Annotated in this window: 25 protein-coding genes and 2 tRNA genes; 12 read left to right on the top strand and 15 right to left on the bottom strand. The window is 35.2% G+C overall.

What is annotated here, in order from left to right; all coding sequences use genetic code 11:
• Nucleotides 1-118 precede the first annotated feature (118 nt).
• The gene (locus PHI38_RS03130) at nucleotides 119-1,654 is read right to left on the bottom strand and encodes a carbon-nitrogen hydrolase family protein (RefSeq protein WP_299852715.1); all 1,536 of its coding nucleotides are present in this window, start codon (nucleotides 1,652-1,654) and stop codon (nucleotides 119-121) included.
• A gap of 239 nt (nucleotides 1,655-1,893) precedes the next feature.
• Here PHI38_RS03130 and PHI38_RS03125 point away from each other — a divergent pair, with 239 nt between their 5' ends.
• Nucleotides 1,894-2,643, top strand: a complete 750-nt coding sequence (locus tag PHI38_RS03125; protein ID WP_299852712.1) for a response regulator — start codon at nucleotides 1,894-1,896, stop codon at nucleotides 2,641-2,643.
• A 41-nt stretch (nucleotides 2,644-2,684) separates the two neighbouring features.
• Here PHI38_RS03125 and PHI38_RS03120 read toward each other — a convergent pair whose 3' ends face one another.
• The 6 genes from PHI38_RS03120 to PHI38_RS03095 all read right to left on the bottom strand — a co-directional run bounded on the left by PHI38_RS03120 (nucleotide 2,685) and on the right by PHI38_RS03095 (nucleotide 11,481).
• Nucleotides 2,685-5,339 (bottom strand): ATP-binding protein, encoded by a 2,655-nt coding sequence (locus PHI38_RS03120; RefSeq protein WP_299852709.1) that lies wholly within the window; start codon nucleotides 5,337-5,339, stop codon nucleotides 2,685-2,687.
• 16 nt (nucleotides 5,340-5,355) lie between these two features.
• Complete coding sequence (locus tag PHI38_RS03115; RefSeq protein WP_299852706.1) at nucleotides 5,356-6,162, bottom strand: peptide deformylase; 807 nt, start codon at nucleotides 6,160-6,162, stop codon at nucleotides 5,356-5,358.
• 62 nt (nucleotides 6,163-6,224) lie between these two features.
• A complete protein-coding gene (locus PHI38_RS03110; protein WP_299852703.1) occupies nucleotides 6,225-6,389 on the bottom strand; it encodes a hypothetical protein in 165 nt (54 codons plus the stop codon).
• Between the two features lie 23 nt (nucleotides 6,390-6,412).
• Nucleotides 6,413-7,882 carry an FAD-dependent oxidoreductase gene (locus PHI38_RS03105; RefSeq protein WP_299852700.1) on the bottom strand — a complete coding sequence of 490 codons (1,470 nt, stop codon included), beginning with the start codon at nucleotides 7,880-7,882 and terminating at the stop codon, nucleotides 6,413-6,415.
• A gap of 118 nt (nucleotides 7,883-8,000) precedes the next feature.
• Nucleotides 8,001-10,559, bottom strand: a complete 2,559-nt coding sequence (pepN, locus tag PHI38_RS03100) for an aminopeptidase N (protein WP_299852697.1) — start codon at nucleotides 10,557-10,559, stop codon at nucleotides 8,001-8,003.
• Nucleotides 10,560-10,605: 46 nt separating this feature from the next.
• On the bottom strand, nucleotides 10,606-11,481 hold the full coding sequence (locus PHI38_RS03095; RefSeq protein ID WP_299852694.1) for a GyrI-like domain-containing protein: 876 nt from the start codon (nucleotides 11,479-11,481) through the stop codon (nucleotides 10,606-10,608).
• A gap of 151 nt (nucleotides 11,482-11,632) precedes the next feature.
• Between PHI38_RS03095 and PHI38_RS03090 the strand changes: the two genes are divergently transcribed.
• From PHI38_RS03090 to exbD, 7 genes are all read left to right on the top strand, one after another.
• Nucleotides 11,633-13,084: an acetyl/propionyl/methylcrotonyl-CoA carboxylase subunit alpha gene (locus tag PHI38_RS03090; RefSeq protein ID WP_299852691.1), complete on the top strand. Its 1,452-nt coding sequence runs from the start codon at nucleotides 11,633-11,635 to the stop codon at nucleotides 13,082-13,084.
• 76 nt (nucleotides 13,085-13,160) lie between these two features.
• A complete protein-coding gene (locus PHI38_RS03085) occupies nucleotides 13,161-14,519 on the top strand; it encodes a phosphomannomutase/phosphoglucomutase (RefSeq protein WP_299852688.1) in 1,359 nt (452 codons plus the stop codon).
• Nucleotides 14,520-14,583: 64 nt separating this feature from the next.
• Entirely contained in the window at nucleotides 14,584-15,591 is a 1,008-nt protein-coding gene (gene pyrC / locus PHI38_RS03080) for a dihydroorotase (RefSeq protein ID WP_299852685.1), read from the top strand.
• Nucleotides 15,584-16,237 (top strand): response regulator transcription factor, encoded by a 654-nt coding sequence (locus PHI38_RS03075; RefSeq protein ID WP_299852682.1) that lies wholly within the window; start codon nucleotides 15,584-15,586, stop codon nucleotides 16,235-16,237. Before pyrC ends, PHI38_RS03075 begins: the two co-directional genes overlap by 8 nt.
• Entirely contained in the window at nucleotides 16,227-17,057 is an 831-nt protein-coding gene (locus tag PHI38_RS03070) for a HAMP domain-containing sensor histidine kinase (RefSeq protein ID WP_299852679.1), read from the top strand. The genes PHI38_RS03075 and PHI38_RS03070 overlap by 11 nt, the downstream gene beginning before the upstream one ends.
• Entirely contained in the window at nucleotides 17,057-17,506 is a 450-nt protein-coding gene (gene exbB / locus PHI38_RS03065; protein ID WP_299852676.1) for a TonB-system energizer ExbB, read from the top strand. The genes PHI38_RS03070 and exbB overlap by 1 nt, the downstream gene beginning before the upstream one ends.
• 6 nt (nucleotides 17,507-17,512) lie before the next feature.
• Nucleotides 17,513-17,905 (top strand): TonB system transport protein ExbD, encoded by a 393-nt coding sequence (gene exbD, locus PHI38_RS03060; RefSeq protein ID WP_299852673.1) that lies wholly within the window; start codon nucleotides 17,513-17,515, stop codon nucleotides 17,903-17,905.
• Here the strand turns inward: exbD and PHI38_RS03055 are convergent, their stop codons facing one another.
• Nucleotides 17,906-18,145 (bottom strand): hypothetical protein, encoded by a 240-nt coding sequence (locus PHI38_RS03055; RefSeq protein WP_299852669.1) that lies wholly within the window; start codon nucleotides 18,143-18,145, stop codon nucleotides 17,906-17,908. It abuts the gene before it with no gap.
• 111 nt (nucleotides 18,146-18,256) lie between these two features.
• On the opposite strand from PHI38_RS03055, the gene tpx reads away from it, so the two are divergent.
• Nucleotides 18,257-18,766, top strand: coding sequence for a thiol peroxidase (gene tpx / locus PHI38_RS03050; RefSeq protein ID WP_299852666.1), 510 nt, complete (start codon nucleotides 18,257-18,259; stop codon nucleotides 18,764-18,766).
• A gap of 35 nt (nucleotides 18,767-18,801) precedes the next feature.
• Here the strand turns inward: tpx and groL are convergent, their stop codons facing one another.
• Together groL and groES are read right to left on the bottom strand one after the other, a co-directional pair.
• The gene (gene groL, locus PHI38_RS03045; protein WP_299852663.1) at nucleotides 18,802-20,430 is read right to left on the bottom strand and encodes a chaperonin GroEL; all 1,629 of its coding nucleotides are present in this window, start codon (nucleotides 20,428-20,430) and stop codon (nucleotides 18,802-18,804) included.
• Between the two features lie 34 nt (nucleotides 20,431-20,464).
• A complete protein-coding gene (gene groES / locus PHI38_RS03040; protein ID WP_299852660.1) occupies nucleotides 20,465-20,725 on the bottom strand; it encodes a co-chaperone GroES in 261 nt (86 codons plus the stop codon).
• A gap of 234 nt (nucleotides 20,726-20,959) precedes the next feature.
• Here groES and PHI38_RS03035 point away from each other — a divergent pair.
• A tRNA-Met gene (locus tag PHI38_RS03035) sits at nucleotides 20,960-21,036 on the top strand.
• A 13-nt stretch (nucleotides 21,037-21,049) separates the two neighbouring features.
• Nucleotides 21,050-21,124 (top strand) — tRNA-Asn (locus tag PHI38_RS03030).
• A 42-nt stretch (nucleotides 21,125-21,166) separates the two neighbouring features.
• Here PHI38_RS03030 and PHI38_RS03025 read toward each other — a convergent pair.
• Together PHI38_RS03025 and PHI38_RS03020 are read right to left on the bottom strand one after the other, a co-directional pair.
• Nucleotides 21,167-21,979 carry an RNA methyltransferase gene (locus PHI38_RS03025; protein ID WP_299852657.1) on the bottom strand — a complete coding sequence of 271 codons (813 nt, stop codon included), beginning with the start codon at nucleotides 21,977-21,979 and terminating at the stop codon, nucleotides 21,167-21,169.
• A 60-nt stretch (nucleotides 21,980-22,039) separates the two neighbouring features.
• Entirely contained in the window at nucleotides 22,040-22,264 is a 225-nt protein-coding gene (locus PHI38_RS03020) for an excalibur calcium-binding domain-containing protein (RefSeq protein WP_299852652.1), read from the bottom strand.
• Between the two features lie 253 nt (nucleotides 22,265-22,517).
• Here PHI38_RS03020 and PHI38_RS03015 point away from each other — a divergent pair, with 253 nt between their 5' ends.
• A complete protein-coding gene (locus PHI38_RS03015) occupies nucleotides 22,518-22,775 on the top strand; it encodes a hexameric tyrosine-coordinated heme protein (RefSeq protein ID WP_299852649.1) in 258 nt (85 codons plus the stop codon).
• 91 nt (nucleotides 22,776-22,866) lie between these two features.
• Here the strand turns inward: PHI38_RS03015 and PHI38_RS03010 are convergent, their stop codons facing one another.
• The 3 genes from PHI38_RS03010 to PHI38_RS03000 form a co-directional block, all read right to left on the bottom strand.
• Complete coding sequence (locus PHI38_RS03010) at nucleotides 22,867-23,310, bottom strand: hypothetical protein (protein WP_299852647.1); 444 nt, start codon at nucleotides 23,308-23,310, stop codon at nucleotides 22,867-22,869.
• 50 nt (nucleotides 23,311-23,360) lie between these two features.
• Nucleotides 23,361-24,086, bottom strand: coding sequence for a tRNA pseudouridine(65) synthase TruC (gene truC, locus PHI38_RS03005; protein WP_299852644.1), 726 nt, complete (start codon nucleotides 24,084-24,086; stop codon nucleotides 23,361-23,363).
• Nucleotides 24,087-24,092: 6 nt separating this feature from the next.
• Nucleotides 24,093-24,878: helicase-related protein (locus PHI38_RS03000; RefSeq protein ID WP_299852642.1), on the bottom strand; the 786-nt coding region annotated here is incomplete at its 5' end.

Below are 24,878 nucleotides of genomic sequence, written 5' to 3'. Positions count from 1 at the left end.
CATTAAAAACTTCCTAAAATACGATAATAAAGCCACCTTATTTTTATATAGTGCCCCTATAGTGCCTTTTTATAGTCTACTTCAATAGAATTTAAATATATCTGCCTAGTTCTTCGAATTAAATAAGAGTTTTTTTCTTTAAATCAAACAAATCTTTTCTTCTATCTCTTAAGTTTTTTACACTTCCAAATTGGTTTAACTCTCGTAGTAAGTCTATATCTACATCTGCTATAAGTGTCATTTCGCTATTTGCTGTCGCTTCGGCTTTGATTCCATTTGCTGGGAATGCAAAATCACATGGGGTAAATACCACTGACTGAGCAAATTGCATATCCATATTGTGAACATTTGGCAAGTTGCCAACGCTTCCAGCTATTGCCACATAACACTCATTTTCAATAGCTCTGGCTTGTGAGCAGTGTCTAACTCTTGAATAACCATTTTGAGTATCTGTTAAAAAAGGAACAAAGAGTATATCCATCCCCTCATCAGCTAGTAACCTACTTAGTTCTGGAAACTCGGCGTCATAACATATAAGTATCCCTATCTTGCCACAGTCAGTATCGAATGTTTCTATTTTGTTACCACCTTGCATGCCCCATACTCTTACCTCATCAGGGGTAACATGTATCTTCTCATATCTCTCAATAGTTCCATCTCGTCTGCATAAATATCCAACATTGTAAAGATTCCCATCTTTGAGTTCTGGCATACTTCCTGTGATAATATTGATGTTGTATGAGATAGAGTACTCAGAAAACTTCTCAACTATGCTCTTTGTATGTTCTGCTAGTTTTCTAATAGCTTCTGGCTCTGAGAGATGGTTATTTTCTGCCATTAATGGAGCGTTAAAGAATTCAGGAAATAGTGCAAAATCCGATCGATATCCAGAGACTGCATCTATAAAGTACTCTGCTTGTTGAAGTAACTCGCCCAAGTTTTTATATGGTCGCATCTGCCACTGAATCAGGCCAAGACGGACTACTTTTTTCTTTGTAGCTGCTTTTTTATTTGGTTTTTCATAGTAGATATTTTTCCATTCCAACAAAACAGCAAACTCGCCAGATGCAGAATCCCCTTTAAGGTAGCCTTTTATAATCTTAGAAGGATGAAAATCATTTGAAATCTGAAAATTTAAAACTGGATCATTTATCTCTTTTCTTTTTACTTTTTCTATGTACTCTTTTGGAGATAGTTCATGAGAGTATTTATGATAGTTTGGTATTCTTCCTCCAAAGGCGATACCTTTGAGATTTAATCTTTCACACAACTCTTTTCTATAATCATATAAACGTCTTCCAAGCCTTAATCCTCTAAACTTTGGTTTTACAAAAACATCTATTCCGTATAACATATCTCCACTGTCTGAGTGAGAGTTGAAAGTGTAGTTACTTGTTACTTCCTTGTACGTATGTTTATCTGAGAACTCTTCATAGTTTACAATGATTGACAACGCGCAAGCTGCTACCTCGCCATCAACTTTAATAACTACTTGCCCTTCTGAGAATTTATCTATCAAAGTTTTAATCTGATTCTCACTCCAATACGACTCTGGCATCGATTCGTAAACTACAAGCATCATCTCTTTTAACTCTTCATAATCTTGCATACTTAAAAATGTTAATTCTATATTTTCTACTTCAACTATCTTCATAATCTTTCCAACTAATGATTTTAAACATACTATTATAACTAACAAATTTAGATGGAATTAAAAAGCAGAAGAATGGTTTTTTTATAATTAAAAATAAAATTTAAAAACACGTGTAATATTGTAACGATATTATCACAATTATCACATTTCTTCTTCTTAAATAAAAAAAACTTATATTGTTATGCTAAGATGACGACAATATTTCATTACAAAAACATACTAAATAATTAGAGAATACCATGGAAAAACACACAATTATCATTGTTGAAGACGACGAGATAACAGCGCTAAATCTAAAACTATCTTTACAGAAGCAAGGTTATAAAATTTTAGCAACTTGTGATAATATTCCTGATGCTTTAGAAAATGTTCAAACACATACACCTCATCTTGTTCTTATCGATATCTCGCTTCAAGAAGGAAGTGATGGAATAACTCTAGGTAGAAGAATAAAACAAAATTACTCTATTCCTTTTATATATCTAACTTCTCATAGTGATGATGATATCATCTCAGAAGCTATAAAAACTGAACCATATGGCTATATAGTAAAGCCTTTTGACCCATCTTCACTTCATGCTACTATTCAAATGGCAGTTTTTAAATTTGAAATGGAGTGCAAAAGATACGAAGAGATAAGCGCTTCTAAGATAGATGAAAAAGGTGTAGAGAAACTTCTTTATGAAAAAAGTGAACTAAATGGTACAACTGTTACCTTTGGCACTTCTTACTCAATAAACATTGTAAAAAAAGAGATTAGCTTCAACGATCAAAAATTAAAATTGACAAAAAAAGAAAATGCCATACTTCATCTTCTTGTTGCAAAACTAGGAAGTATCATTAACTTTGAACAAGCAATAAATTATGTTTGGAGAGAGAGTGGAGCAACGGAGAACAGCATAAGAACGCTTGTTTGGAGACTAAGAAGCAAACTCCCAACAGATATTATAAAAAATGCTTCAGGAATTGGCTACTACATAGAGAAGTAGTTCATAAGCTACACTTTTAACTTATAAAACTTTCCTACTCTTTATATGATTTTTATCTCCAGAAGTCTATCTTTTATCTTTTTAAATGCTTCTTCATAGTTGTAGTTGATATCCTTTTTCTTAGCCATTTTTTCAAACTTTGTGCTACTCTCTTGCACATCTTCTAGTCTAAAGTTACCACTTGAGCCTTTTATACTATGTGCTATAAGCGCCATTTTTGAATAATCTCTTTTTAAAATTGCTTCTTGCATCTCAGGTATCTGTTTTGACATTTTTTTGATAAATAAGTTAGCTAACATAAGTAGTTCGCTCTCACTAAGCATCAACTCTTGAGTTAGTTTATATAGATCAAGCCCTTCTATACTACTATTTTTAGTTGCTACTTTTTTGTTTGGAGCTGGTATCTTAGAAGCTCTTAGATAGTTGGAAAAAACTCTCTCTAACTCTTTTATAACTATTGGCTTGCCCAAAAATGAGTCAAATCCGCTCATTAAACCTCTCTCTTTTGCACCTTTTATAACATTTGCTGTAAGTGCTGAGATTGGAGTATGTCTTAAATTATTCTCTTGTTCATAATCTAAAATAATTCTAACAGCCTCGTTACCATCCATCGTTGGCATCTGTTCATCCATTAAAATCAAATCATAATTATTTGCTTTATAAAGATTTACAGCTTCAAGCCCATTATTTGCAAGATCATAAGTTAGCCCATATCTTTCTAGTAAAATCTTAACAAGCTCTTGATTTGCTTCATTATCTTCAGCTATTAGAACATGTCCTTTAAATTTTTTTGCTTTTTCTAGTTTGTGTAAAGGAGCCTCATCTGGATGATTTAACTCATCAAACGCTGCTTTTATTTTTGAGCAGTAAAGAGGAAAACAGATAGTTGAGATGTGTGGATACTTCTCATATATATCACTTGGTCTATTTGTCAGTGCTATATACTTCTTATTTGAGTTGATGATTTTTTCTTTAAACTCTTCATCAACATCCTCTTCTAAAAATATAACTACATCATGTTCACTTCTTATTTTCTCTGAAATCTCTATATCCATTCCAAAAATATTAGCGTATCGCAAAAATGATGCTGATCTATAATCATGCTGCATATCTTTTATATAGAAAATTTTCTTATATTTTTTTATCTCTTCCAAATCATTAAAGACTTGACAAGAGTTATCATGAATCTCAACTGGAAGTTCGAGCCAAAATGTACTTCCTTGACCAAGCTCAGATGAAACATGAACCATTCCGCCCATATGTTGAGATAACTGATGACATATAGAAAGCCCTAGCCCAGTTCCTACCATATGCTCTACCTCTGCACCTCCAGCTTGAGTGAAAGCTGTAAAAATATTTGAGATGTCTCCTGCTGCTATACCGATTCCATTATCTCTAACACTTACTCTAAGGATTCTATCTTTACAAGTTGCTTCGACATGTATATGTCCTTTAGCTCTAGTAAACTTGATAGCATTACTTAAAAAGTTTGAGAGTATCTGCTTTATTCTAAGAGAGTCTGCATATAACTCTTTAGGTATTGATGGGTCTATAAAAGATGTGATTGTAATCTCTTTTAAGTTAGCAGAAGCAACGAAAAGCTCTAATGTATGGCTAATTTCACTATGAATAGAAAAGATTCTAGGCTCAATAGTAAACTCACCACTTCTTAGTTTTGAGAAGTCCAAAATATCATTAATGATGCTTAAGAGATTTTCTCCACTATTTAAAATAATTTCTAGATATTTTCTATGCTGCTTTGAGAGGTCTTGGTCTATTAAAAGATTTACAAAGCCTAAAATTGCGTTTAGAGGGGTTCTTATCTCATGCGACATATTTGATAAAAAATACTCTTTAGCTTGTGATGCTTTTTGTGCTTCAAGTCTTGCATCTATAAGCGTTGTAACGTCGTTTGCTATAGAGATATACTCAGTTGTGTTGTCATATGGATCAACGATTTTAACGATTGTTACATCAACATAAAAGTAATCACCATTCTTTTTATTATTTTTTATAGTGCCTCTAAAAATACCCATATTTTCAAGCTGAAACCATAAATCTTTAAAATAATCCTCAGGCATATCTTGATGTTTTACAATACTATGATAACTTCCAATTAGTTCATCTGCGTCATATCCGCTTATTCTTATATATTTATCATTAACGTAAGTAATCTTTCCATCTTTATCCGTTTTAGAGATAATAGCACTCTCATCAAGCGCATTTTGATACTCACTAAGAAGCTTTACGTGTCTATCTATCTCTTTTTCTTTTTGATAAATTGTATCTGTGTAGTATCCCAAAAGCCCTTGAAAGTTTTGGTCAAACATATAAGATATCTCTTCAAAAAGGTTTTTAGAGTTAATATTGGCATCATATGTAAAGTCAACTATAGAGCGGCGAAAATGGCTACAAATATCAAAAAGCTCTTCTGTTTTTATCTCTTTGCCTTTTAAAAAAGCAAGAAACTTCCGCATAACAGGGCAATCTCCTATATTTACTACACCAGCAATTACGCCCATAAAGTAGTCAAAAACGCCGTTTGCATAATCACTTAGAAATTGATTCTTATCTATATCATGAAGCTTAAGGATTTTTTGTGGAGAGTCATAAGACAACCACTGCTTTAAAATAAGCTCTTTTGAACCTTTTAAAGTGTCTAAATTTTTTACTAGATTTGGTATCTTTTTTTTCATAGATTCTAAAATTTTCCTACATTATAAGATATGAAAATATCATAATTACTGATAACTTTATCAAAGATATAGTTGCAGTACCTATAATGTTTCCTATTTGGCAACTCGTACATGAAGTGAAACGTTTTCCTTCATACTGCGCATAAAAAAAGTAGATTATATTTAAGCTAAATGCACTAAGAGCAAGATAACTTTGATAATGCCAAAACTCTTTAGATAACGGCTCATCTACAAACAAAGATGCCAAGAGAAGTATAGCCATTATAATCATTATTATATTGATAAGTTTAATAATATAGTCTCTTTTAAATGTCGTAGGACAAAGCTCTGAGATTGCAAGATCACTTCCAAACTCTAGTTTTTTTTGAAACTGTTTTCTTTCTTCTTTGTTTAGCTTGTTTAAAAAGGTTGAACCAAAAGTATAATCAACCTTTCTTTGCAGTAATATGCTAAAAGCTCCATCAGCCTTTAGTGAACGCTGTTTTAAATCTCTATCTTGATAGACTAAAGAGATAGTTTCATACCTAGTTACGTTCGCACTTAAATTTGGAAAATAAGCGGTTTTCTCTACAGTTGTAACTCTACCTTTATGACCTATAACCCTCGGGTTTATAAGCTCTAAAAACTCTCCATCTTCTTTTGCAATTACCACTATGTTGTAATAACTACCAATTTGAAATGCTGCTAAAGCTTCTAATGAATTGGCTTTTATAGTATCTTTTAAGTCTTGTAAAAGGGTTTCTATCTCTTCATCTAAAACTCTTACATCTATTGCATATTGTACACTTGGGGGAGTTGGGTAGGTAACTATCTCTTTAATCATCACTCTCTCTATTTTTGTAATTTGGCAAAGATTTCAAGTTCTGAAACCTTTACCGTGTTAGCTTAGTGGCTTTTTCTTACTACGACAAGCATCTTTATATTTATAACAATAAATCTTATAAATTGCCAGATTTTACAAGTTCTTAGCTTAAGTGCAAAAGGACCAGGCGTCATTGAATTAAAATTTTTTCCATAAGCTTTGAAATTATGTTCTGCTTTTTTTTCCATTTTTTTCTCCTTTAATATTTTTTTTATTCTGGAATCATTGTCCAGCCAGTTTTTAACTTAGCCTTCCAGATAAATAGATAATGAAGGATATGTTTAATCCAATGTCCAGCTAGACCAATCTCTCCAAAAGTATAATCCGTATCACGACCAGTACCTGGATACTTCTCAAAGTCTGGGATAACAGGGTAGATTGTCATTGCAGCAGCAGTTCCAGTGAACACACCTTTACCAGCACTAGCAACACAAGCAGCACCCATATTAGCCATTGAAGCCTCATGTAGTGGAGAGTTTTCTCCTTTTAAGATCTTATCGCAAATACTGTGTGCAACAGCTTTTCCAATAATTCCAGAAGGCATACCAGTACGAGGAGGTGTTGGATTGATTGGAGTTCCGTTTGGAGAACTCATTGGTTTTGAGATTGTATGTGGAGGTGCAAATGCGATACCACAAGCAAACATATTGCCATACGTTGGGTTTTGGTAAGTTGAAGGCCAGTCACTTGCCTTCCAGTTCTCATAAGCGCCAGCGGAGTAGTTTGCATCTACTTTCATAAAGCCATTAGGTGCAAAAACAGTTGACGTGATATCTGTGCCATCTTTTGCGAATGCTTTAAGTCCAACACCTGCAAAAGGAGGAATTAGCATAGAGAAGTCAAATTCCTCTTCGCCCATTGTTCCATCAAGGAGTTCATAATGAGCTTTACCTTTTTCAACTTTATTTACGTGTGCGCCAATAATCCAATCTATGTTTCTCTCTGTATATAGAGATTCTGCAAATATTTTCGAGCTAACTGCAAATCCCATACTCTTCATATGTAATCCACCAACACCAAAGTCGCCTAAGAAGGCCTCATTTGAAATCCATGTTAAATCAGCCATATCACGAACACCAGCTTTATTAATTTCATGTTCTATGTTGAAGATATACTCAAACGCAGCGCCTTGACATGTACATAAACCATGTCCAGTTCCAACTAAAAATCTCTGACGTTCACCGTTTTTCATCTTTTGAATTGATTTTTGAAATTCATCATTTGCATGAACTGCATGATCAGGTGTACAAACTGAAACTGTAAACTCTCCAAGTTCAGAACCCACTCCAAGGCCAGGCGTAGCACCAAAGTTTAACTTAGGACCTGTCGCATTAATTAGATAATCATACTCTATGTTTTCAGTTTTACCTTCATTGCCTTTTGAGGTAAACTCTACAGTTACAAAAGGTTTACTGCTTGACTCAGAGCCCTCTGGATTAATTGAAACAGCCTTTGCTTGCTTATAATTAATACCAGCTTTTTTATATACAGGAGCTAAATCAAAGGTAACGTCCTCTTTACTCATCTCACCAACTCCAACCCAAATATTTGAAGGAACCCAGTTCCACTTTGAGTTTGGAGTAACTACTATCACTTCATGCGCCGAGCCTAACCATTTTGCCGCAAACGTTGCAGCTGTATGGCCGGAGACTCCTCCACCAAGAACAACTAATCTTGCCATATAACGTCCTTATTGTTAATTAAGCCTAAGAAAAACTCACAACAATAATATCCCAAAAAATTAAAAAAAAACTTTGTAAAAAAAATTACTACTTATGATTTCTTAGTAGATGAAAAAATTAAACTTTCAAAATCTTGCTAATAATTTCATAAACATTTTTAGAAAGTGAGTGCTCTTTTAAGACTCTTTGCAGCTCTATTTTCATAACATTTTTATTCTTCTCATTTAACTTTTCATATATCTTAAATGCACCTGCTAAACCTGATGCCATTTGTGGATTTATCTTATCAATATCTATAATCTTATCTGCAATAAACTTATATCCCAAGCCATCTTTTGCATGAAAATATTTATAGTTTCTAGCAAAAACTCCAATAAGTGAGCGAACAAAATTTGGTATAAGTTCATTATACGCATCATCATTTTGAAGAGCCATAACACGATCAAGTGTGCCAACTCTATGTGAAGAGGCTAAAATTGAGAAATATTTTTGCATCACTAAAGCATCTTTTTTGTATCTGTTATAGAAGTTATCAAGTGCACTAGCCGAGAGAGCAGCTGAAATATCTTCTAAAATATCAAGTGCGATAATTCTATCAGTCATCGTTAGAGAGTTGTTATACTGCTCATTTGCCAAAATAGCAATCTCATCGCTTTGTAAAGATGATAGCAGTTTTAAAGAGCGATTTTTTAGACTTCTCTGCCCTATACTTTTTGCATCAAGCTCTTTTGACTCTGGTTTATGGTTTTGTCTGTAAATCTCTAAGAGCTTATCTTTAAATGTAGAAGCGAGATGTTTTTGAAGCTTCTCTTTTGCCTCATATATTATCTCAAAATCAATCACCTCAGTTCTTTGCATAATTGCTGAGACACTTGGAAGCTCTAAAAGTAGGGCTTTATACGATAAATCAAGCTCATCTTCTAAGATATGACCATACGCTACAACATACTCTTCATCAAGCACCTCGCCTCTCATCAAAGCTTCAATAGTCTCTAGGGCAAATGATTGTGCTGATTCATACTTTACAAAGCTATTTTTATCATGCTTCATCAAAAAGGCATAATCGCTCTCTTTGTGCTCTATAATTATAGGTGCTGAGAAATCTCTATTTATTGATAAAATTGGTTTTGATTTAGCTTTAAAAATAAACTCTTCACTCTCTTTTGAGATGATTAGAACTTTTTCTAAAATCTCTTCTCCGCTCTTATCTAAAAGCGCTATTTTTAAAGGGTAGTAGTATGCACTTTGAGTAGTTCCATCTACTGCGTTTGGAACTATTTGTGTTAAAGTAACTCTAAACTCTCCATCCTCAAAACTCTCATCCACTTTTAGTTTTGGTGTTCTTGATTGATGGTACCATCTCTTAAATAGCTCCAAATCAACACCACCAGCCTTGCTCATAGCCCATAAAAAGTCATTAGTTCTAACCGCTTGTCCATCAAAAGTCTCAAAATACAAATCCATTCCTGCTCTATATTTCTTCTCTCCAATAAGGGTGTGAATCATGCGAATAACTTCAGCACCCTTTTCATAAACAGTTGCTGTGTAGAAGTTGTTTATAGCCATATATGAATCTGGCTGAATTGGGTGCGCAGTAGGCGAAGCGTCCTCTACAAACTGTCTCTCGCGAAGTGCTTTTACATCTTCAATCCTCTGAACCTCTTTTGAGTTCATATCTGCTGAGAAGCACTGATCGCGAAAAACCGTAAGCCCCTCTTTTAGCGTGAGCTGAAACCAGTCACGACAAGTGATGCGGTTTCCTGTCCAGTTGTGAAAATACTCATGTGCTATAACACTCTGTATCCCCATATAGTTTGCGTCAGTTGCACTATCTTCATCTGCTAAAACATAAGCAGAGTTAAAGATGTTTAAACCTTTGTTCTCCATAGCGCCCATGTTAAAACTATCAACCGCCACGATGTTATAAAGGCTTAAATCGTACTCTCTTCCATAAACATCCTCATCCCACTTCATCGCATCTTTTAACGATTTCATAGCATGCTTACACTTAGACTCATTACCTTTGTCTGTGTAGATATAGAGTCTTACATACTTCTTGCTTTTTGTTATATATTTATCCTCTATAACGCCCAAATCTCCAGCAACAAGAGCAAAAAGGTAAGATGGTTTTGGATGTGGATCAAACCAAGTGATGCCGTGTCTACCATCATCAAGCTTGAAGTTTGACTCTCTGTTTCCATTACTTAATAAAATCGGATAACGCTCTTTATCTGCAACGAGTGTTGTTTTAAAAACAGCCATAACATCTGGACGGTCCAAGTAAGGTGTGATTCTTCTAAAGCCCTCAGGCTCATTTTGCGTGCAAAATATATTTCCAGATTTGTAAAGTCCCTCTAACTCAGAGTTTAAATGAGGATAGATTTTATTGATGATGATAACTTTAAACTCATCGCCAACATCCAATACTTTTAGACTCTCTTTTTCTATAATATATCTGCTCTCATCAAGCTTTGCATCATCAAGATATATATCAAGAAGTTCTAAATCGGCACAGTCAAGAACTAAGTCTTTAGCGCTTTTATCCTCTTTTGTTATTTTCATCATGTTTGTAACTTGCGTATAATCTTCAAATAACTCAAAAACCAAATCGCATGTTTTTATCAAAAATTGTGGTGCTTTATAATCTTTTAAATATATAGTCTCTACTTGGCTCATAATATCTCTTTATTTTTTTATAATAATAGCATAAGTGGTATTTGTATTAAAATTTGATTGATAGATAAAAACTTATATCAAACTTACTATCCTCTGAAAGATAATTATTTTTCTTATATATAACATAGGGCGGTTTCGTAGTTGTTTCATACTCACTTTTTGGAAGCCACTCATGATAGAGCCACTGGATAAACTTTAGCATATCGCCCTGCTCTCCAACTAAGTCAAACTTCGCATATATCCCCTCAGAGATATTAAACTTTGGCAGCCTATCGCTATTTACTTTTACGCCTTTATCAACAACTATACACGCAACATATTGGCACTCACTAAGCGGCGTTATCGTTGGGTTATCGTGAAAAAGGGCTATCTGTTTATACTCTGTTATATTGTTACTAAAAACCCATGTTTGAAGCTTTTGCCAAGTAGTGCTAATAAGCGCGTTGTAGCCACTGTGTCTTATGTAGTAACTCTCAATTACAGGCATCTTTACAATGGTAGGTTCTAGGTGGTCAAACTTCGCAGTTGATTGTTTTGCTTTTGGAGACTGCTCGATAATATGTTGTGAAAACTTCTTATATCCGCCCTTCTTCCACTCTTTTGGTGTCATGCTAAAACGCTCTTTAAAGACTCGTAGAAATGATGTTTGAGAGCTATATCCGCAAATGTTTGCTACATCGCTGATTGTTGAATATTTATTTGTTAAAAGTAGGTTTGATGCTTTTTGAAGTCTGATAGACTTTATACTCTCATAGATATTTTTACCAAAGACATCTTTAAAAATTCTATGCATGTGAAACTTACTAATCTTCAAATCCTCACTAAGCTCATCCATCGCTATATTTGTCTCGATGTGCGTGTAGATATAGTACATTATATCATTGGCGATTTGTACTCTTTTTTGAAGTGTTCCTTTTTTCATAGTTTATATTGTAGCAAAAACAAATCACTTTTTAGACACAAAATGAGTATATATTTAGCAATAACAGATAATTTTATGAGCATTAATAGTGAAGAATTTATTTTTATAAAGTTATAGAATTTCGTCAAAATTTATTTACGAGGCAATGAAGATGAAAAAAATTACTAAAATACTAGTTGCAAACAGAGGCGAAATAGCTCTAAGAATCATTAGAGCTTGTAAAGAGCTAGACATAAAAAGTGTCGCTATCTTCTCAGAGGTTGATGTTGAGGGTATTTGGGTAAAAAAAGCGGATGAGTGCTACCCGATAACTGGCGACGCACTTCAAGCATATCTTGACTATGATAGAATCATCACACTTGCTCTAAAAGCCGGCTGTAACGCTATTCACCCAGGGTATGGCTTCTTATCTGAGAATGCTGAGTTTGCACAATCATGTGAAGACAGAGGCGTAATTTTCATCGGTCCAAAACCTGCACACATAGCTCTCTTTGGAGACAAGATGGCTTCAAAAGTTGCTATGAGAGAGATAGGTGTACCTGTTTTAGAAGGAACTGATGAGCCAGTCATAGATAAAGCTGAGGGTGCTAAAGTCGCTACTAAGATAGGTTTTCCAGTTATCATAAAAGCTGCATTTGGCGGCGGTGGGCGTGGTATGAGAATAGTTAAGAGTGCAAAGCTTTTTGATGAGATGTTTGACTCTGCTACAAATGAGGCTAAAAAGTATTTTGGAAAAGGTGAAGTATTTATCGAAAAATATGTAGAAAACCCAAGACATATTGAGATACAAATAGTAGCTGACAAATACGGCAACGTTGTACATTTAGGCGAGAGAGACTGCTCAATCCAGAGACGTCATCAAAAAGTTATAGAGATTGCACCTTCACCAAGACTAAACCCTGAAGCTAGAAAAGAGCTATTTAGAATTTCAATAAAAGCGATGTTAAAACTAGGCTATGAGAGCGTTGGAACAATCGAGTATCTGCTTGATGAGGGCGACAATATCTACTTTATAGAGATGAACACAAGAGTTCAAGTTGAGCACCCAGTAACTGAGATAATCTCAGGAATTGACATAATTCAGAGAATGATAGAAATAGCTGAGGGAGATAAACTAAAGTATCTTCAAGAAGAGATAAACTTCCGTGGATATGCGATAGAGTTTAGAATAAACGCAGAAAATCCCCAGAACAACTTTATGCCATCAATCGGAACTATCACAAACTATATAACTCCCGGAGGCCCTGGAGTACGCCTTGACTCAAGCGTTTATACAGGTTATACAATCCCACCAAACTATGACTCTATGGTAGGAAAGCTTATCGTTTGGGCACTTGACTGGGAAGGCGCTGTTAAAAAAGCATCAAGAGCGCTAGATGAGTTTTACATAGATGGCGTTATCACAAACCTCTCACTTCACAGAGAGATAGTAAAAGATGCTGACTTCATGGCAGGAAATATCAACACAAGTTACCTTGACAAAAAGATGGAACTCTTCAACCTAAAAGCTACAAAAACAATAGCAGAAGAAGAGAAAAAAACGTCATTTATAACAAACTTGATAAACAAGATAAAAGAGCATAAGCTAGTTATTAGACATTAAAATATTTCTCTCACTCTAACCAAATAAAAAGGGAGTTGTAGTAAAATTGCACTTATAAAACTATAAAGGTGGCACAGTGAGCATTTACAGAGAGTACGACATTAGAGGGATTTATGAGCAAGAGTTAAATGAGCAGAGTGTTACTCGCATAGGGTACGCGCTTGCTTCAAAAATCAAAGGCGAATATGTGGCTGTTGGCTACGATGCAAGAGACCACTCGCCTATCCTTTTTGAGTACCTTGTTCGTGGGTTAAACGCTGGTGGGAAGAGAGTTCTAGATATGGGAATGGTTCCCACTCCTGTAAACTACTTTTGTAACTACAACGAGTTTGATGGCATCTTAGTTTCTGCTTCTGTCATGATTACAGGTTCACACAATCCAAGCGAATATAATGGTTTTAAGATAACCATAGACAAAGCGCCATTTTTTGGTGAAGACATCTATGCTTTAGGGCGTGAGTGTGAGACAATCAAGAGCGTACCAGAAGCAAAAAGAGAAGTCACAAAGATAGATGCACTCTCTCGTTATGTTGACTTTTTAGTTGGTGAGTTTGGGCACTTAAAAGGTATGCCGACTCGCATCGTTTATGACTGTGGAAATGGTGTTGCTGGAATCGTTACAGAGAGAATCTTCTCTGCGCTTAAACTACATACCAAAGGGCTTTATGTAGACCCTGATGGAACTTTTCCAAACCACCACCCAGACCCCTCAGATGAGCATAACTTAGAAGATATCAAAAAACTCCTCTCAAGTGAGGGCGACATCGCTTTTGCTTATGATGGAGATGCCGATAGAATCGCAGTTCTTACTCATAAAAACAACATCAAGGGCGATATGATGGCTCTTTTGTTTGCTATGAAGATGGATAAACCAACAGTTGTTGGAGAGGTAAAATGTTCTCAAGTTATGTACGATGAGTTAGAGAAGCGTGGTGCAACAGCAATCATGTACAAAACTGGACACTCAAACATCAAGGTAAAGATGCAAGAGATAAACGCAGACCTTGCATGTGAAGTAAGTGGTCATATATTTTTCAAAAACCGTTACTTTGGTTATGACGATGCTATCTATGCAACTCTTCGTATGTTAGAGCTTGTTCATGATGGGATTGACTTAGACGCAGAGCTTGCAAAACTTCCTCAAGTTTTCTCAACTGAGGAGATTAAAGTAAAAACAACGGAGAGCGAAAAATTTAAAATCATAGATAGAGTAAAAGAGCTACTAAAGAGCCCTCCAGCGAATTTTCCAAAGATAAAAAACATCATAGATGTAGATGGTGTTCGTATAAACTTTGAACATGGATGGGGACTCGTAAGAGCTAGTAACACAACTCCTGTTTTAGTAACTCGTTTTGAGTCAACTTCACAAGCAGAAGCAAAACTTTATGAAGACTCTATCAACAACCTCATAAAAGAGGCAAAAAACTCTCTTTAAAAGAGAGAGGTAAAACATATTTTGATATAATTTTGATAATTTTTTACGCAATTTAAGGACGTCCATGAAAACTCATACACTTTTAATGCCTCTAGATATGCATCTTCATCTTCGCGATGGAGTCATGCTAGAAAACATAGCTCCACTTAGTGCTTATAGCTTTAGCGGTGCGCTAATAATGCCAAATCTTGTTCCCCCAGTTGAAACATTAGAAGATATAAAAGCGTATAAAGAGCGCATAATGGCGGCTGTTCCAAATGACTATTTTGAACCATATATGACACTTTTTTACAAAAATTACGATAAAAAGTTTTTAGCAAGTATCGTTGATCATGTAACAGCTATAAAACTCTATCCTGCTGGGATTACTACCAACTCTGAGGGCGGCGTTTCTTCGTTTAACATAGAAGAGATGCGCGAAACATTAGAAGCTATGAGTATCCTTGGGATTCCACTTTGTGTTCACGGTGAGACTGATGGTTTTGTGATGGATAGAGAAGAAGAGTTTATGAGTATCTACGAACTCTTAGCTACAAATTTTCCAGATTTAAAGATAGTTATGGAGCATATCACAACAAAAGCAGCAGTTGATATGCTAGATAAACATAAAAATCTCTACGCAACCATAACAGTTCATCATCTTCTTTTTACTCTTGATGACGTTGTTGGTGGTATGATGATGCCTCATAACTTCTGCAAGCCAATAGCAAAGCGTCCTGAAGACTTAGACGCACTTCTTAGCGTTGCACTCGAAGCTCATCCAAAAGTTATGTTTGGCTCAGATTCAGCGCCTCACTCAAAAGAGAAAAAAGAGTGTTCTGGTTGCGCGGCTGGTGTTTTTAGTGCTCCTATTGCTCTGCAAGTTCTATGTGAAATATTTGAGCAGTATGATAAACTCGATAACCTTCAAGCATTTGTAAGCGATAATGCTCAAAGCATCTATAAGCTTTGTCCTGAGTTTAAAGAGGTCATCCTAGAAAAACGCCCTTTTATCGTACCTGCAAACTATAGCAATGTAGTTCCAATGTATGCAAACAAAGTAATAAACTGGGCGATAAGAAGCGTTGAGTAAAATCTTACTCCTAGAAGATGATATGCTCTTTGCAGAGACTCTTATCGACCTACTTGAAGAAAATGGCATGGAAGTTGTTCATGCCCCAAATGGTCAAGCCGCACTAGATAAAACTTATCAGCAAAAATTTGATCTTTATCTCCTTGATATTAACGTACCGCTCATAAATGGTACGACTTTACTAAAAGAGTTAAGAGAGTCGGACGATGAAACTCCGGCAATCTTTTTAACTTCTCACAAAGATAAAGAGATACTCAAAAAAGGCTTCACTTGTGGTGCAGACGACTTTATAACAAAGCCTTTTGATTCTGATGAACTCATCTTACGCATAACAGCACTACTCAAGCGAGCAAAAAAAGATGATGTTATCTGCATAGGATTACTTTGTAATGATTATGCGCACAGACGTATTTTGTACGATAACAAAGAGGTAGAACTCTCAAAAAAAGAGTACCAATTACTACTACTTCTTATGAAACATGTAAACAATACTGTACCAAAAGAGATGATTTTAGACACGCTTTGGAGTAGTAGCGAAGGCGGAAGCGATGGAGCTTTGAGGGTTTATATAAACCGCATCAAACAACTTCTTCCGCAAATAAATATAGAAAACATTAGAGGCATTGGATACAGACTTGTTTCGTAACTTACGCATAACAATCTTTATCTACTATGTTTTAACAGCGCTCTCTCTTTTAGGAATTTTGTACTATTTTGTCTCTATAGTTGAGACACAAAATATATTTTTGCTATTTTTTGTTCTTTTTTTACTTACTATTTTTACTGGAATCATAATCGCAAAACTCTCTATTGACCCTCTTTTTGAACATGTAAGTAACCTTCAAAACCTCTCAAGCGAGACACTTCATGAGCTAAATCTACCAATAAGTACAATCAAAACAAATATCAGTATGTTAAAAAAAGCTCTCTCAAGCGAGAAGGATTTAAAAAGAGCCTCTAGGATAGAGAGTGCGTGCAGTATGCTCCAAGAACGATATAATGAGCTTGACTACATGATAAAACTTCAAAGTGCAAATATCAAGCATGAGACAATCTCTCTTGATGAACTGCTTGTAAATAGAGTCGACTTTTTAAAACAGATATATCAGCATATAGAGTTTACTTTAGACATTGAGCCAACAAAAATAACCAACGATATTATTGGCTTATCCAAAGTCATTGACAATCTTTTGGACAATGCTGTAAAATATTCACTAAATATTCACAAAATAGATATAACATTGCACCAGCATTCTCTATACATAAAAGATTATGGTTGCGGCATGGATGAAGTAGAACTTTTAAAGATTTTTGATAAATATTATCAAAGCAATGAAAACATGCGAGGCTTTGGAATCGGGCTTAGTATGGTCAAACGTTTTTGCGATGCAAACAGTGTAACCTTAAATTTCAAATCTATTCCAAATATCGGCACGACAGTTATATTAAAATTCAAGGAAAATTAGTGGAAAAAAGTATCTTAGCATACGCAGAGGCAACGTTAGACTACGGAGTAATGGGACTTCTTATACTTATGAGTGTAATTACTCTTTGGCTCTTTATTGAGAGAATGATGTTTTATACCTCTTTACGTCTAAGTGATTATGATAACAGAGATGAGTTAGAGATTGATTTGACAGACAACTTAAGTATGATAAGTGTTATTGGTGCAAACGCTCCTTATGTTGGGCTATTGGGAACAGTTATAGGGATAATGCTTACGTTTTATACTATGGGTGAAGTTGGAACAATAGATGCAAAAAAAATCATGGTTGGTCTTGCTCTTGCCCTAAAAGCAACTGCAATGGGACTTCTTGTAGCGATGCCAGCTATTTTCTTTTATACAATGCTTCTTCGCAAAGTAGAAAAACTATTGACGCTCTTTGATGTTGCACAAGACAAGAAAAATAAGTAACTAAATATGGCAAAATTTAAAAAAGCAAGAAAGCGTTTTGATGAGATAAATGTTATACCTTTTATCGACATAATGCTTGTTCTTTTAGTTATGGTTTTAACAACAGCCACCTTTGTAAACCAAGGAATTATCCCTATCGAGCTTCCAGATGCAAAAGCAGCTAAAAAAGAGGACAATAAAAAAGAGGTAACTATCTATATTGATGCAAAAGGTGATATCTTTTTTGAAAAAGAGAAGGTGGATTTAAAAACACTCGAAGAAAAACTCTCATCAGTAGACAAAGAACAAGCCGTTCTTTTAAGAAGTGATAAAGAGTCAAAGTTTCAAGACTTTGTTAGCGTTATGGATATCTTAAAACGTTTAAACCACGAGCAACTATTTATCATCACAAAAGAGTAGTTAATAGCCTCTTTCTAAGAGTTTAAATCTCTTCTTAGGAGGGGTTTGCTCTACTTCTAGCTCTTTATTTATACTTACAGAGCTATTTTTATCATAATTAAAAACTTTCTCATCAACACTTGATACATCATGAAAAAGCGTAGTTGCTATAAAAAAAAGTATCATAATTACTACAACACTAGCGTAGAGCAAAATATAATTTTTTATATGACCACTCTCAAAAGGATTTTCGATTTTCATTTAACTCTCTTAGCCATATATTTTCCCCAATTATAGTTAAAAAGTGAGAAATAAAAGATTAATTACATATCTTTTATGATAATATAATTAAAAAAAAATTAAGGGAAATTCATGCAATCAACAAAATTTCATGGAACTAAAGTTACACTCATTGGGGATCAAATAGGAGTTGGGGACAGCGCACCAGTTGTGACTGCTATAGGTACAGATCTAAACAATGTGTCAATCGGTGGACCTAGAGATAAGATACAACTAATTGTTACAGTTCCTTCACTAGACACTGATACATGTGCTGCTGAGACAAGAAGATTTAACGAAGATGTAAACAATCTTGATATTTGTGAGACAACAGTTGTTTCTATGGATTTACCATTTGCTTCTGAGCGTTTTTGTACAACTTCTGGGATTGAGAATCTAACTGTTGTAAGTGACTATTTGGATAAGAGCGTAAGTAAAGCATATGGTGTTTTAATGGCTGACAACAAACTAATAGGACTAAGTGCTAGAGCTGTTTTTGTGATTGATAGAAGCGGAGTGATTGTATATAAAGAGATTGTTGAAGAAGTTACGTCTGAGCCAAATTATGAAGCTGCGCTTGAAGCTATAAAACTAGCTAGATAAACCTTAAACCACCAAAGAGGTGGTTTAAAAAATGATTACATCATTCCTGGCATTCCGCCCATACCACTCATATCTGGCATAGCAGGTTTTTCTTCAGGAAGCTCATAAATCGCAGCTTCTGTTGTAAGAAGTAAACTAGAGATTGAAGTAGCGTTTGTAAGTGCTACACGACCAACTTTAAATGGATCGATAATTCCAGCTTCAAACATATCTACATACTCACCCGTTGCCGCGTTAAAGCCTATGTTCTCATTAGTTGCAATCTCAACTGCATTTACAACAACACCAGCATCATATCCAGCGTTTGTTGCTATCTGCTTTAGTGGTGCTTTTACAGCACGAAGAATTATTTCACAACCAATTTTTTGATCACCACTCAGGTCAAGTTTTACTTTTGCAGCAGCACGAACAAGAGCAGCTCCTCCACCTATCACAATTCCCTCTTCAACAGCAGCTTTAGTAGCAGAGAGAGCATCGTCAACGCGGTCTTTCTTCTCTTTCATCTCAGTTTCACTAGCAGCACCAACCTTGATAACAGCAACACCACCACTTAGTTTTGCTAAACGCTCTTGAAGTTTTTCTTTGTCATATTCACTTGTTGTTGTATTCATCTGAACTTTGATCTCAGCTACTCTAGCTTGTACCGCTTCAGATTTTCCTGCACCATTTACGATTACAGTGTTGTCTTTATCTATAACTATGCGAGAAGCTTGTCCTAGCTGCTGAATAGTTGCTGCACTTAGTGTGTGTCCTGTCTCTTCAGAGATAACAGTTCCAGCGGTCAGTACTGCGATATCTTGAAGCATAGCTTTTCTTCTATCGCCAAAACCGGGAGCTTTAACTGCAGAGATATTTAAAACACCACGAAGCTTATTTACAACAAGCGTAGATAACGCCTCACCCTCTACATCTTCAGCAATTATAAGAAGTGGGCGAGAAGTTTTTTGAACTTGCTCTAAAACTGGAAGCAGATCTTTAAGTGAAGCAATCTTGCTATCTACCAATAAAATCCAAGGATTTTCAATCTCAGCTGTCATCTTCTCTGTATTTGTAATAAAGTATGGGCTTAAGTATCCACGGTCAAACTGCATACCCTCAACAACATCAAGTTCATCCACGATTCCCTTAGCTTCTTCAACAGTGATAACACCATCTTGGCCAACTTTTTCCATAGCTTCAGCAATCATATCGCCAATAGCAGTATCAGAGTTTGCAGAGATAGTTGCAACTTGTGCTATATCTTTTTTACCATTGATTGCTTTGCTTGATGCTTTTAAGTGTTTTAAAATCTCTTCACAAGCCTTATCCATTCCTCTTTTTACTTCGATAGGATTTGCTCCAGCTGTGATGTTTCTAAGACCCTCAGAAAAAATTGCATTTGCTAAAACAGTTGCGGTTGTTGTGCCATCTCCTGCTTCATCAGCAGTTCTTGAAGCAACATCTTTTACAAGTGTAGCACCCATGTTCTCTAGTCTATCTTTTAACTCTATCTCTCTAGCAACAGATACACCATCTTTTGTAATTACAGGATTACCATAACTCTTTTGAATCAAAACATTACGACCACGAGGCCCCATTGTAACCTTTACCGCATCTGTAAGTTTTGCCACACCACGCGCAAGTGCATTTCTTGCATTATCCGAAAAAATTATCTCTTTTGCCATTTCATATTCCTTTAATTTTGTTTTACTCTATTTTTTATTTGATGATTCCAAAAATATCTTCACTATCTATTACTAAAAATTTATCTCCATCAAGTGTTACTTCACTACCTGAAAACTTTCCAAAAAGAACCATATCTCCACATTTCAACTCTTTAACTTCTGAACTAACTGCTACAACCTCACCACGCGAAGGTTTCTCTTGTGCATTATCAGGAATAATAATACCACTTACTGTAGTATTTGCCTCTTCTACTCTTTTTACTAGGACTCTTTTGCCTAATGGTTGAAAATTCATATAAAACTCCTTAAATCATATTGTTTATGAACGCAATATTACAGAAAAAAGGTAACAAAGTCAATGTGCATTTAGCCACTTAGACTAAAGCTTTCTAATATAATTCACTAAAGATTATTGATATTAATTGCATTTATCTAAGTATTTGATATTTTTGTTTGTTTGGCGCCCTATATTTCGTATTCTTAGGTTATTTAAAGTTTCAAGTAAGTATAATTCTGCCTCTTAAAGGATGTCAGGGTAGCTCAGCTGGTTAGAGCACTGGTCTCATAAGCCGGGGGTCGGGGGTTCGAGTCCCCCCTCTGACACCATATTTTTTAAGATTCCGAATTAGCTCAGCGGTAGAGTAGGTGACTGTTAATCACTTGGCCACTGGTTCGAATCCAGTATTCGGAGCCACATCTTCATTTAAGCCCTATTTTAGGCATTCTCAAGCAACTTTTATAAACTTAGTGCCATTTTAGTGCCCAAAAGTACCTCTTTATGCTTAAACTGATACATCAGCAAAGAAGCAGCTACCGCTACATTGAAGCTTTTTATGCCATCTTGCATCTCTATATGTACTACCTCATCACAAATAGCCAAAATTTCTTTAGATATTCCATCTCCTTCATGTCCCATCAGTAGCACCCATTTCTCTGGTACTTCTACATTCATAAGCGGTATTGAGTTCTCTGTTATCTCTGCGGCAAAGATTTTGTAGTTCATATCTTTTAATTTTTGTATCGTTACCATGATGTCATCATATACATGCAACTTGAGACGGTTAACATAACCCATAGAGACTCTAAGCGAGCGTCTACCATATGGGTGTGGGCCATTAGATGGTACAAGAAGAGAGTTTACGCCTAGAGCCGCTGCACTTCTTGAGAGTGAGCCTACGTTTTCTGTTGATGAGATGGCATCAAGCATGAGAATATGATTGTCTAACTCTGTGAGCGGAGTTTCATCTGGGCGTATTCCGTGCATCATGCAGTTGTGATGCAAAGAGTGTCCGACGATTTTCTCCATCTCTTTCTTATCTGTAACATAGAGTGTTTCAATGTTTTTGCTTTTTATAAGAGCTGTGTTTTGATCATAATACTCTTGTGTCGCAAGGATACTTTTTATCTGTAGGTTTGTTTCAAGAAGAAAGTTGACAACCTTTGGGCTATCTGCCAAAAAGCTATTATCACTCAAAAAGGCATGCTTTTTAAATTTATTATAAATCTCAAGTTCAGGACAATGGATATTTTCTATGGACGTTAGTTTCATTATATACTCTTTAATTGGTGTAAATTGTAAAATTGATTTAAGATTGCAATATCATCACTGCTATTTTTTACCACACCATTGTTTTTCACAAGGGATTCCATTGCCCTTTCCATTCCCATTCTTATCACCATCCATTTTTGTATCAGGACAGTTTTTTAAAAAGAACTTTGCTTCTTCACATGAAGTCATTTGCGAACAGTATTTTCTACCATCACATTTATAATTACTCCCTGATGCGCTTAAACTTATAACAAATACAACCAATAATAAAATAACGTTTTTCATATTAACTCCGATAAATATTAATTAAAATTATTATACTGAAACAACTTTCAAAAATAGAGTTTTTTTTTCTTATATTCAAGATTAATATCCTTAAAAATATATACTAATTGTCATAATAAAATCTGTATAAAACACTTAGACAAGGATACTTTTTATTTGATTTAAAATATAAAAGCAAAAAATAATCTGTGATATAATGGACAAGCTAAGAGAAAAATTCTTTTAGTAAAAAAACAAAAATAGGAGAAATATTATGACTCGTTTACCAGATTCAGAATTGGTTCTAGTTCCAGGCGGAACATTGATTACAAAGACTCCCGAGGAAGGTCGTGCTTTAGCTATGATGATGGTTCGCCACACCATACATAACATCCAACCTGACCTTGACGCTCTCAAAGAAGGCAGAAAAACATACTCTGTTGATCCTGATAGTCTCACGGCTGCTAGTCAAGTCGTTGCCATCGAATTTCAAACGATAGCCGCAGCAAACAATTACTGGCGAAAAAACTAAAATACTTAAACTATTTTACGACTGCACATAACTTCGCCTCGATTTAAATGAAGTGGAGTTACCAGTCGATATGTTACCTCTTATAGATACCTTATACCTCAAACATCATTTTTGCAAGAAGCACTATGAAAAATCCTAAAACAATTACTAATTTATGAAAATGATTTTCCATAAAAGGATGCTTAGGCTTTTTAGCAATCTTTTTATATAGATTGTACAAAATTCCAAGCGCTATGATTAAAGCCAAAATTATCTTTATAACCAGAAGTTTTTGAAGGTTAGTCTCAAAAAAGCCAGCACTTGAGTTTATATACTTTGACATCATCATACCGCCAGTTAAGACTATAACAAGAACTGTGATTGGAAATATCTTGAAGCTTTTAACTCCTAATGTTTTGTTGATTTTCTCATTTACATCTTTGCTAAACTTGCCTTTTAGTGCTGAAATCATGGTTAAGTCTGTAAATACATATCCTAAAAATATGATTGCTAACATCAAGTGAATTACGTGTGCGTATGGATACATTGCTTCCATTAAAGCTCCTATTTAAAATTTGATATGATTATACATAAATAGCATTAACTCTATATAAGGCACTCATCCCATCCAAAAGAGTTAAAGATATCCACAAACGTGGTATCTAGCGGCGCTTTGATACAAAGAAGCTCTTGCGTAAATGGGTGAGTGATTTGAAGCTCTATAGCGTGAAGTAACATCCTATGACAATCAAACTCTTCTCTGATTAGTATGTTGTGCTCTCCTCTTCCATACTTAGTATCTCCAAGTATATGATGAGAGATATGTTTCATATGGCGGCGGAGCTGATGTTTCCTACCTGTGAGCGGATAAAGTTTTACAAGTGAGTAGCGAGTTTTATCATATCTTCCAACTTTAAAATCAAGCTCAACTGTGGCTAGTCTTTCATAGTTGGTTGTTGCCTCTTGAGGCTCTTTATCTTCGGAGCTATCTTTATCGGCTATCTTATCAAGCTTAATGCTTAGAGCATACTCAATCACTCCATTTTCTGGAGCATAACCACGAACAACGGCGATATAGCTCTTTTTTGCCTCACGAGAAGTAAACTTATCACCCATGATTTTTGCACTCTCTTTATCAAGTGCAAATAACAAAACGCCAGAAGTTGGTTTGTCTAAGCGATGAATTGGATAAACAAACTGCCCTAGCTGATCACGCAAAATCTGCACAGCAAACTCTGTCTCATGTCTGTCTATTGGCGAGCGGTGAACTAAAAGTCCACTTGGTTTATTTATAGCTACTAAAAATTCATCTTGGTATAAAATCTCTAGCAAAATATCTTAATCGCGCTTTGACGTTTTTCTTTTTTTAGTACTAACTGGCTTTTTAAATGTGCTAGTTTTTTTAGGGCTTTCATCTTTTTTATGAACTTTTTTCACATATTTTTTTTCTACTTTTTTATGCTCACTTTTGAGTTTTATCTCATCTTGATCAGCTCTTCTTATCGTTGGATCTGGCTCAAATCCAGCTACCACTTCTTGAGGAATCTTCATCCCTATAAGTTTTTCTACATCTTTTATGTCAAATTTCTCATAAATATCTATCAAGCTAATTGCCATTCCATCCCGCCCAGCACGCCCCGTACGCCCTACTCTATGTACATAATCCTCTGGAATTGATGGGAGTTCATAGTTTATGACAAATGGCAACTCTTCGATGTCTAAACCTCTTGAAGCGATATCGGTTGCTACTAGAACTTTGGTTTTGCCCTCTTTAAACTCGTTTAGAGTTTTTAGACGGTTTGCTTGAGTTTTATCTCCATGGATTATCCCACACTTTAGACCATCTTTTTTAAGCTCAACTACCAAAAGGTCTGCACTTGCTTTTGTTCTCGTAAAAACCAGAACTTGTCTAAAATTTCTTGAACCTATGATATATGCTAAAAGTGCAGCTTTTCTATCAGTATCTACAAGGTAAACTACTTGATTTATTGTATCTACAGTTGAGTTCTTTTTAGATGTTTCTATAAATGCAGGTTTAGTTAGGATTAGCTTTGAGAGTTTTCTTACCTTATCGCTAAATGTTGCTGAGAAAAGAAGTGTTTGATGTCTCTTTGGTAGAAGTGG

This window comes from Sulfurimonas sp., from assembly GCF_028694895.1.
Lineage (GTDB): Bacteria > Campylobacterota > Campylobacteria > Campylobacterales > Sulfurimonadaceae > Sulfurimonas.
This window is presented reverse-complemented; position numbering and strand designations above follow the sequence as displayed.

What these genes read in the sequence shown, in the direction of transcription:
- PHI38_RS03025 (WP_299852657.1), bottom strand. Translation starts at nt 21,979, where the DNA reads ATGAAACTAACGTCCATAGAAAATATCCATTGTCCTGAACTTGAGATT.
- exbD (WP_299852673.1), top strand. Translation starts at nt 17,513, where the DNA reads ATGGCAAAATTTAAAAAAGCAAGAAAGCGTTTTGATGAGATAAATGTT.
- groL (WP_299852663.1), bottom strand. Translation starts at nt 20,430, where the DNA reads ATGGCAAAAGAGATAATTTTTTCGGATAATGCAAGAAATGCACTTGCG.
- groES (WP_299852660.1), bottom strand. Translation starts at nt 20,725, where the DNA reads ATGAATTTTCAACCATTAGGCAAAAGAGTCCTAGTAAAAAGAGTAGAA.
- PHI38_RS03125 (WP_299852712.1), top strand. Translation starts at nt 1,894, where the DNA reads ATGGAAAAACACACAATTATCATTGTTGAAGACGACGAGATAACAGCG.
- PHI38_RS03130 (WP_299852715.1), bottom strand. Translation starts at nt 1,654, where the DNA reads ATGAAGATAGTTGAAGTAGAAAATATAGAATTAACATTTTTAAGTATG.
- PHI38_RS03090 (WP_299852691.1), top strand. Translation starts at nt 11,633, where the DNA reads ATGAAAAAAATTACTAAAATACTAGTTGCAAACAGAGGCGAAATAGCT.
- PHI38_RS03010 (WP_299852647.1), bottom strand. Translation starts at nt 23,310, where the DNA reads ATGGAAGCAATGTATCCATACGCACACGTAATTCACTTGATGTTAGCA.
- PHI38_RS03095 (WP_299852694.1), bottom strand. Translation starts at nt 11,481, where the DNA reads ATGAAAAAAGGAACACTTCAAAAAAGAGTACAAATCGCCAATGATATA.
- PHI38_RS03115 (WP_299852706.1), bottom strand. Translation starts at nt 6,162, where the DNA reads ATGATTAAAGAGATAGTTACCTACCCAACTCCCCCAAGTGTACAATAT.
- PHI38_RS03105 (WP_299852700.1), bottom strand. Translation starts at nt 7,882, where the DNA reads ATGGCAAGATTAGTTGTTCTTGGTGGAGGAGTCTCCGGCCATACAGCT.
- pyrC (WP_299852685.1), top strand. Translation starts at nt 14,584, where the DNA reads ATGAAAACTCATACACTTTTAATGCCTCTAGATATGCATCTTCATCTT.
- pepN (WP_299852697.1), bottom strand. Translation starts at nt 10,559, where the DNA reads ATGAGCCAAGTAGAGACTATATATTTAAAAGATTATAAAGCACCACAA.
- PHI38_RS03020 (WP_299852652.1), bottom strand. Translation starts at nt 22,264, where the DNA reads ATGAAAAACGTTATTTTATTATTGGTTGTATTTGTTATAAGTTTAAGC.
- PHI38_RS03110 (WP_299852703.1), bottom strand. Translation starts at nt 6,389, where the DNA reads ATGGAAAAAAAAGCAGAACATAATTTCAAAGCTTATGGAAAAAATTTT.
- PHI38_RS03015 (WP_299852649.1), top strand. Translation starts at nt 22,518, where the DNA reads ATGACTCGTTTACCAGATTCAGAATTGGTTCTAGTTCCAGGCGGAACA.
- PHI38_RS03120 (WP_299852709.1), bottom strand. Translation starts at nt 5,339, where the DNA reads ATGAAAAAAAAGATACCAAATCTAGTAAAAAATTTAGACACTTTAAAA.
- tpx (WP_299852666.1), top strand. Translation starts at nt 18,257, where the DNA reads ATGCAATCAACAAAATTTCATGGAACTAAAGTTACACTCATTGGGGAT.
- PHI38_RS03055 (WP_299852669.1), bottom strand. Translation starts at nt 18,145, where the DNA reads ATGAAAATCGAAAATCCTTTTGAGAGTGGTCATATAAAAAATTATATT.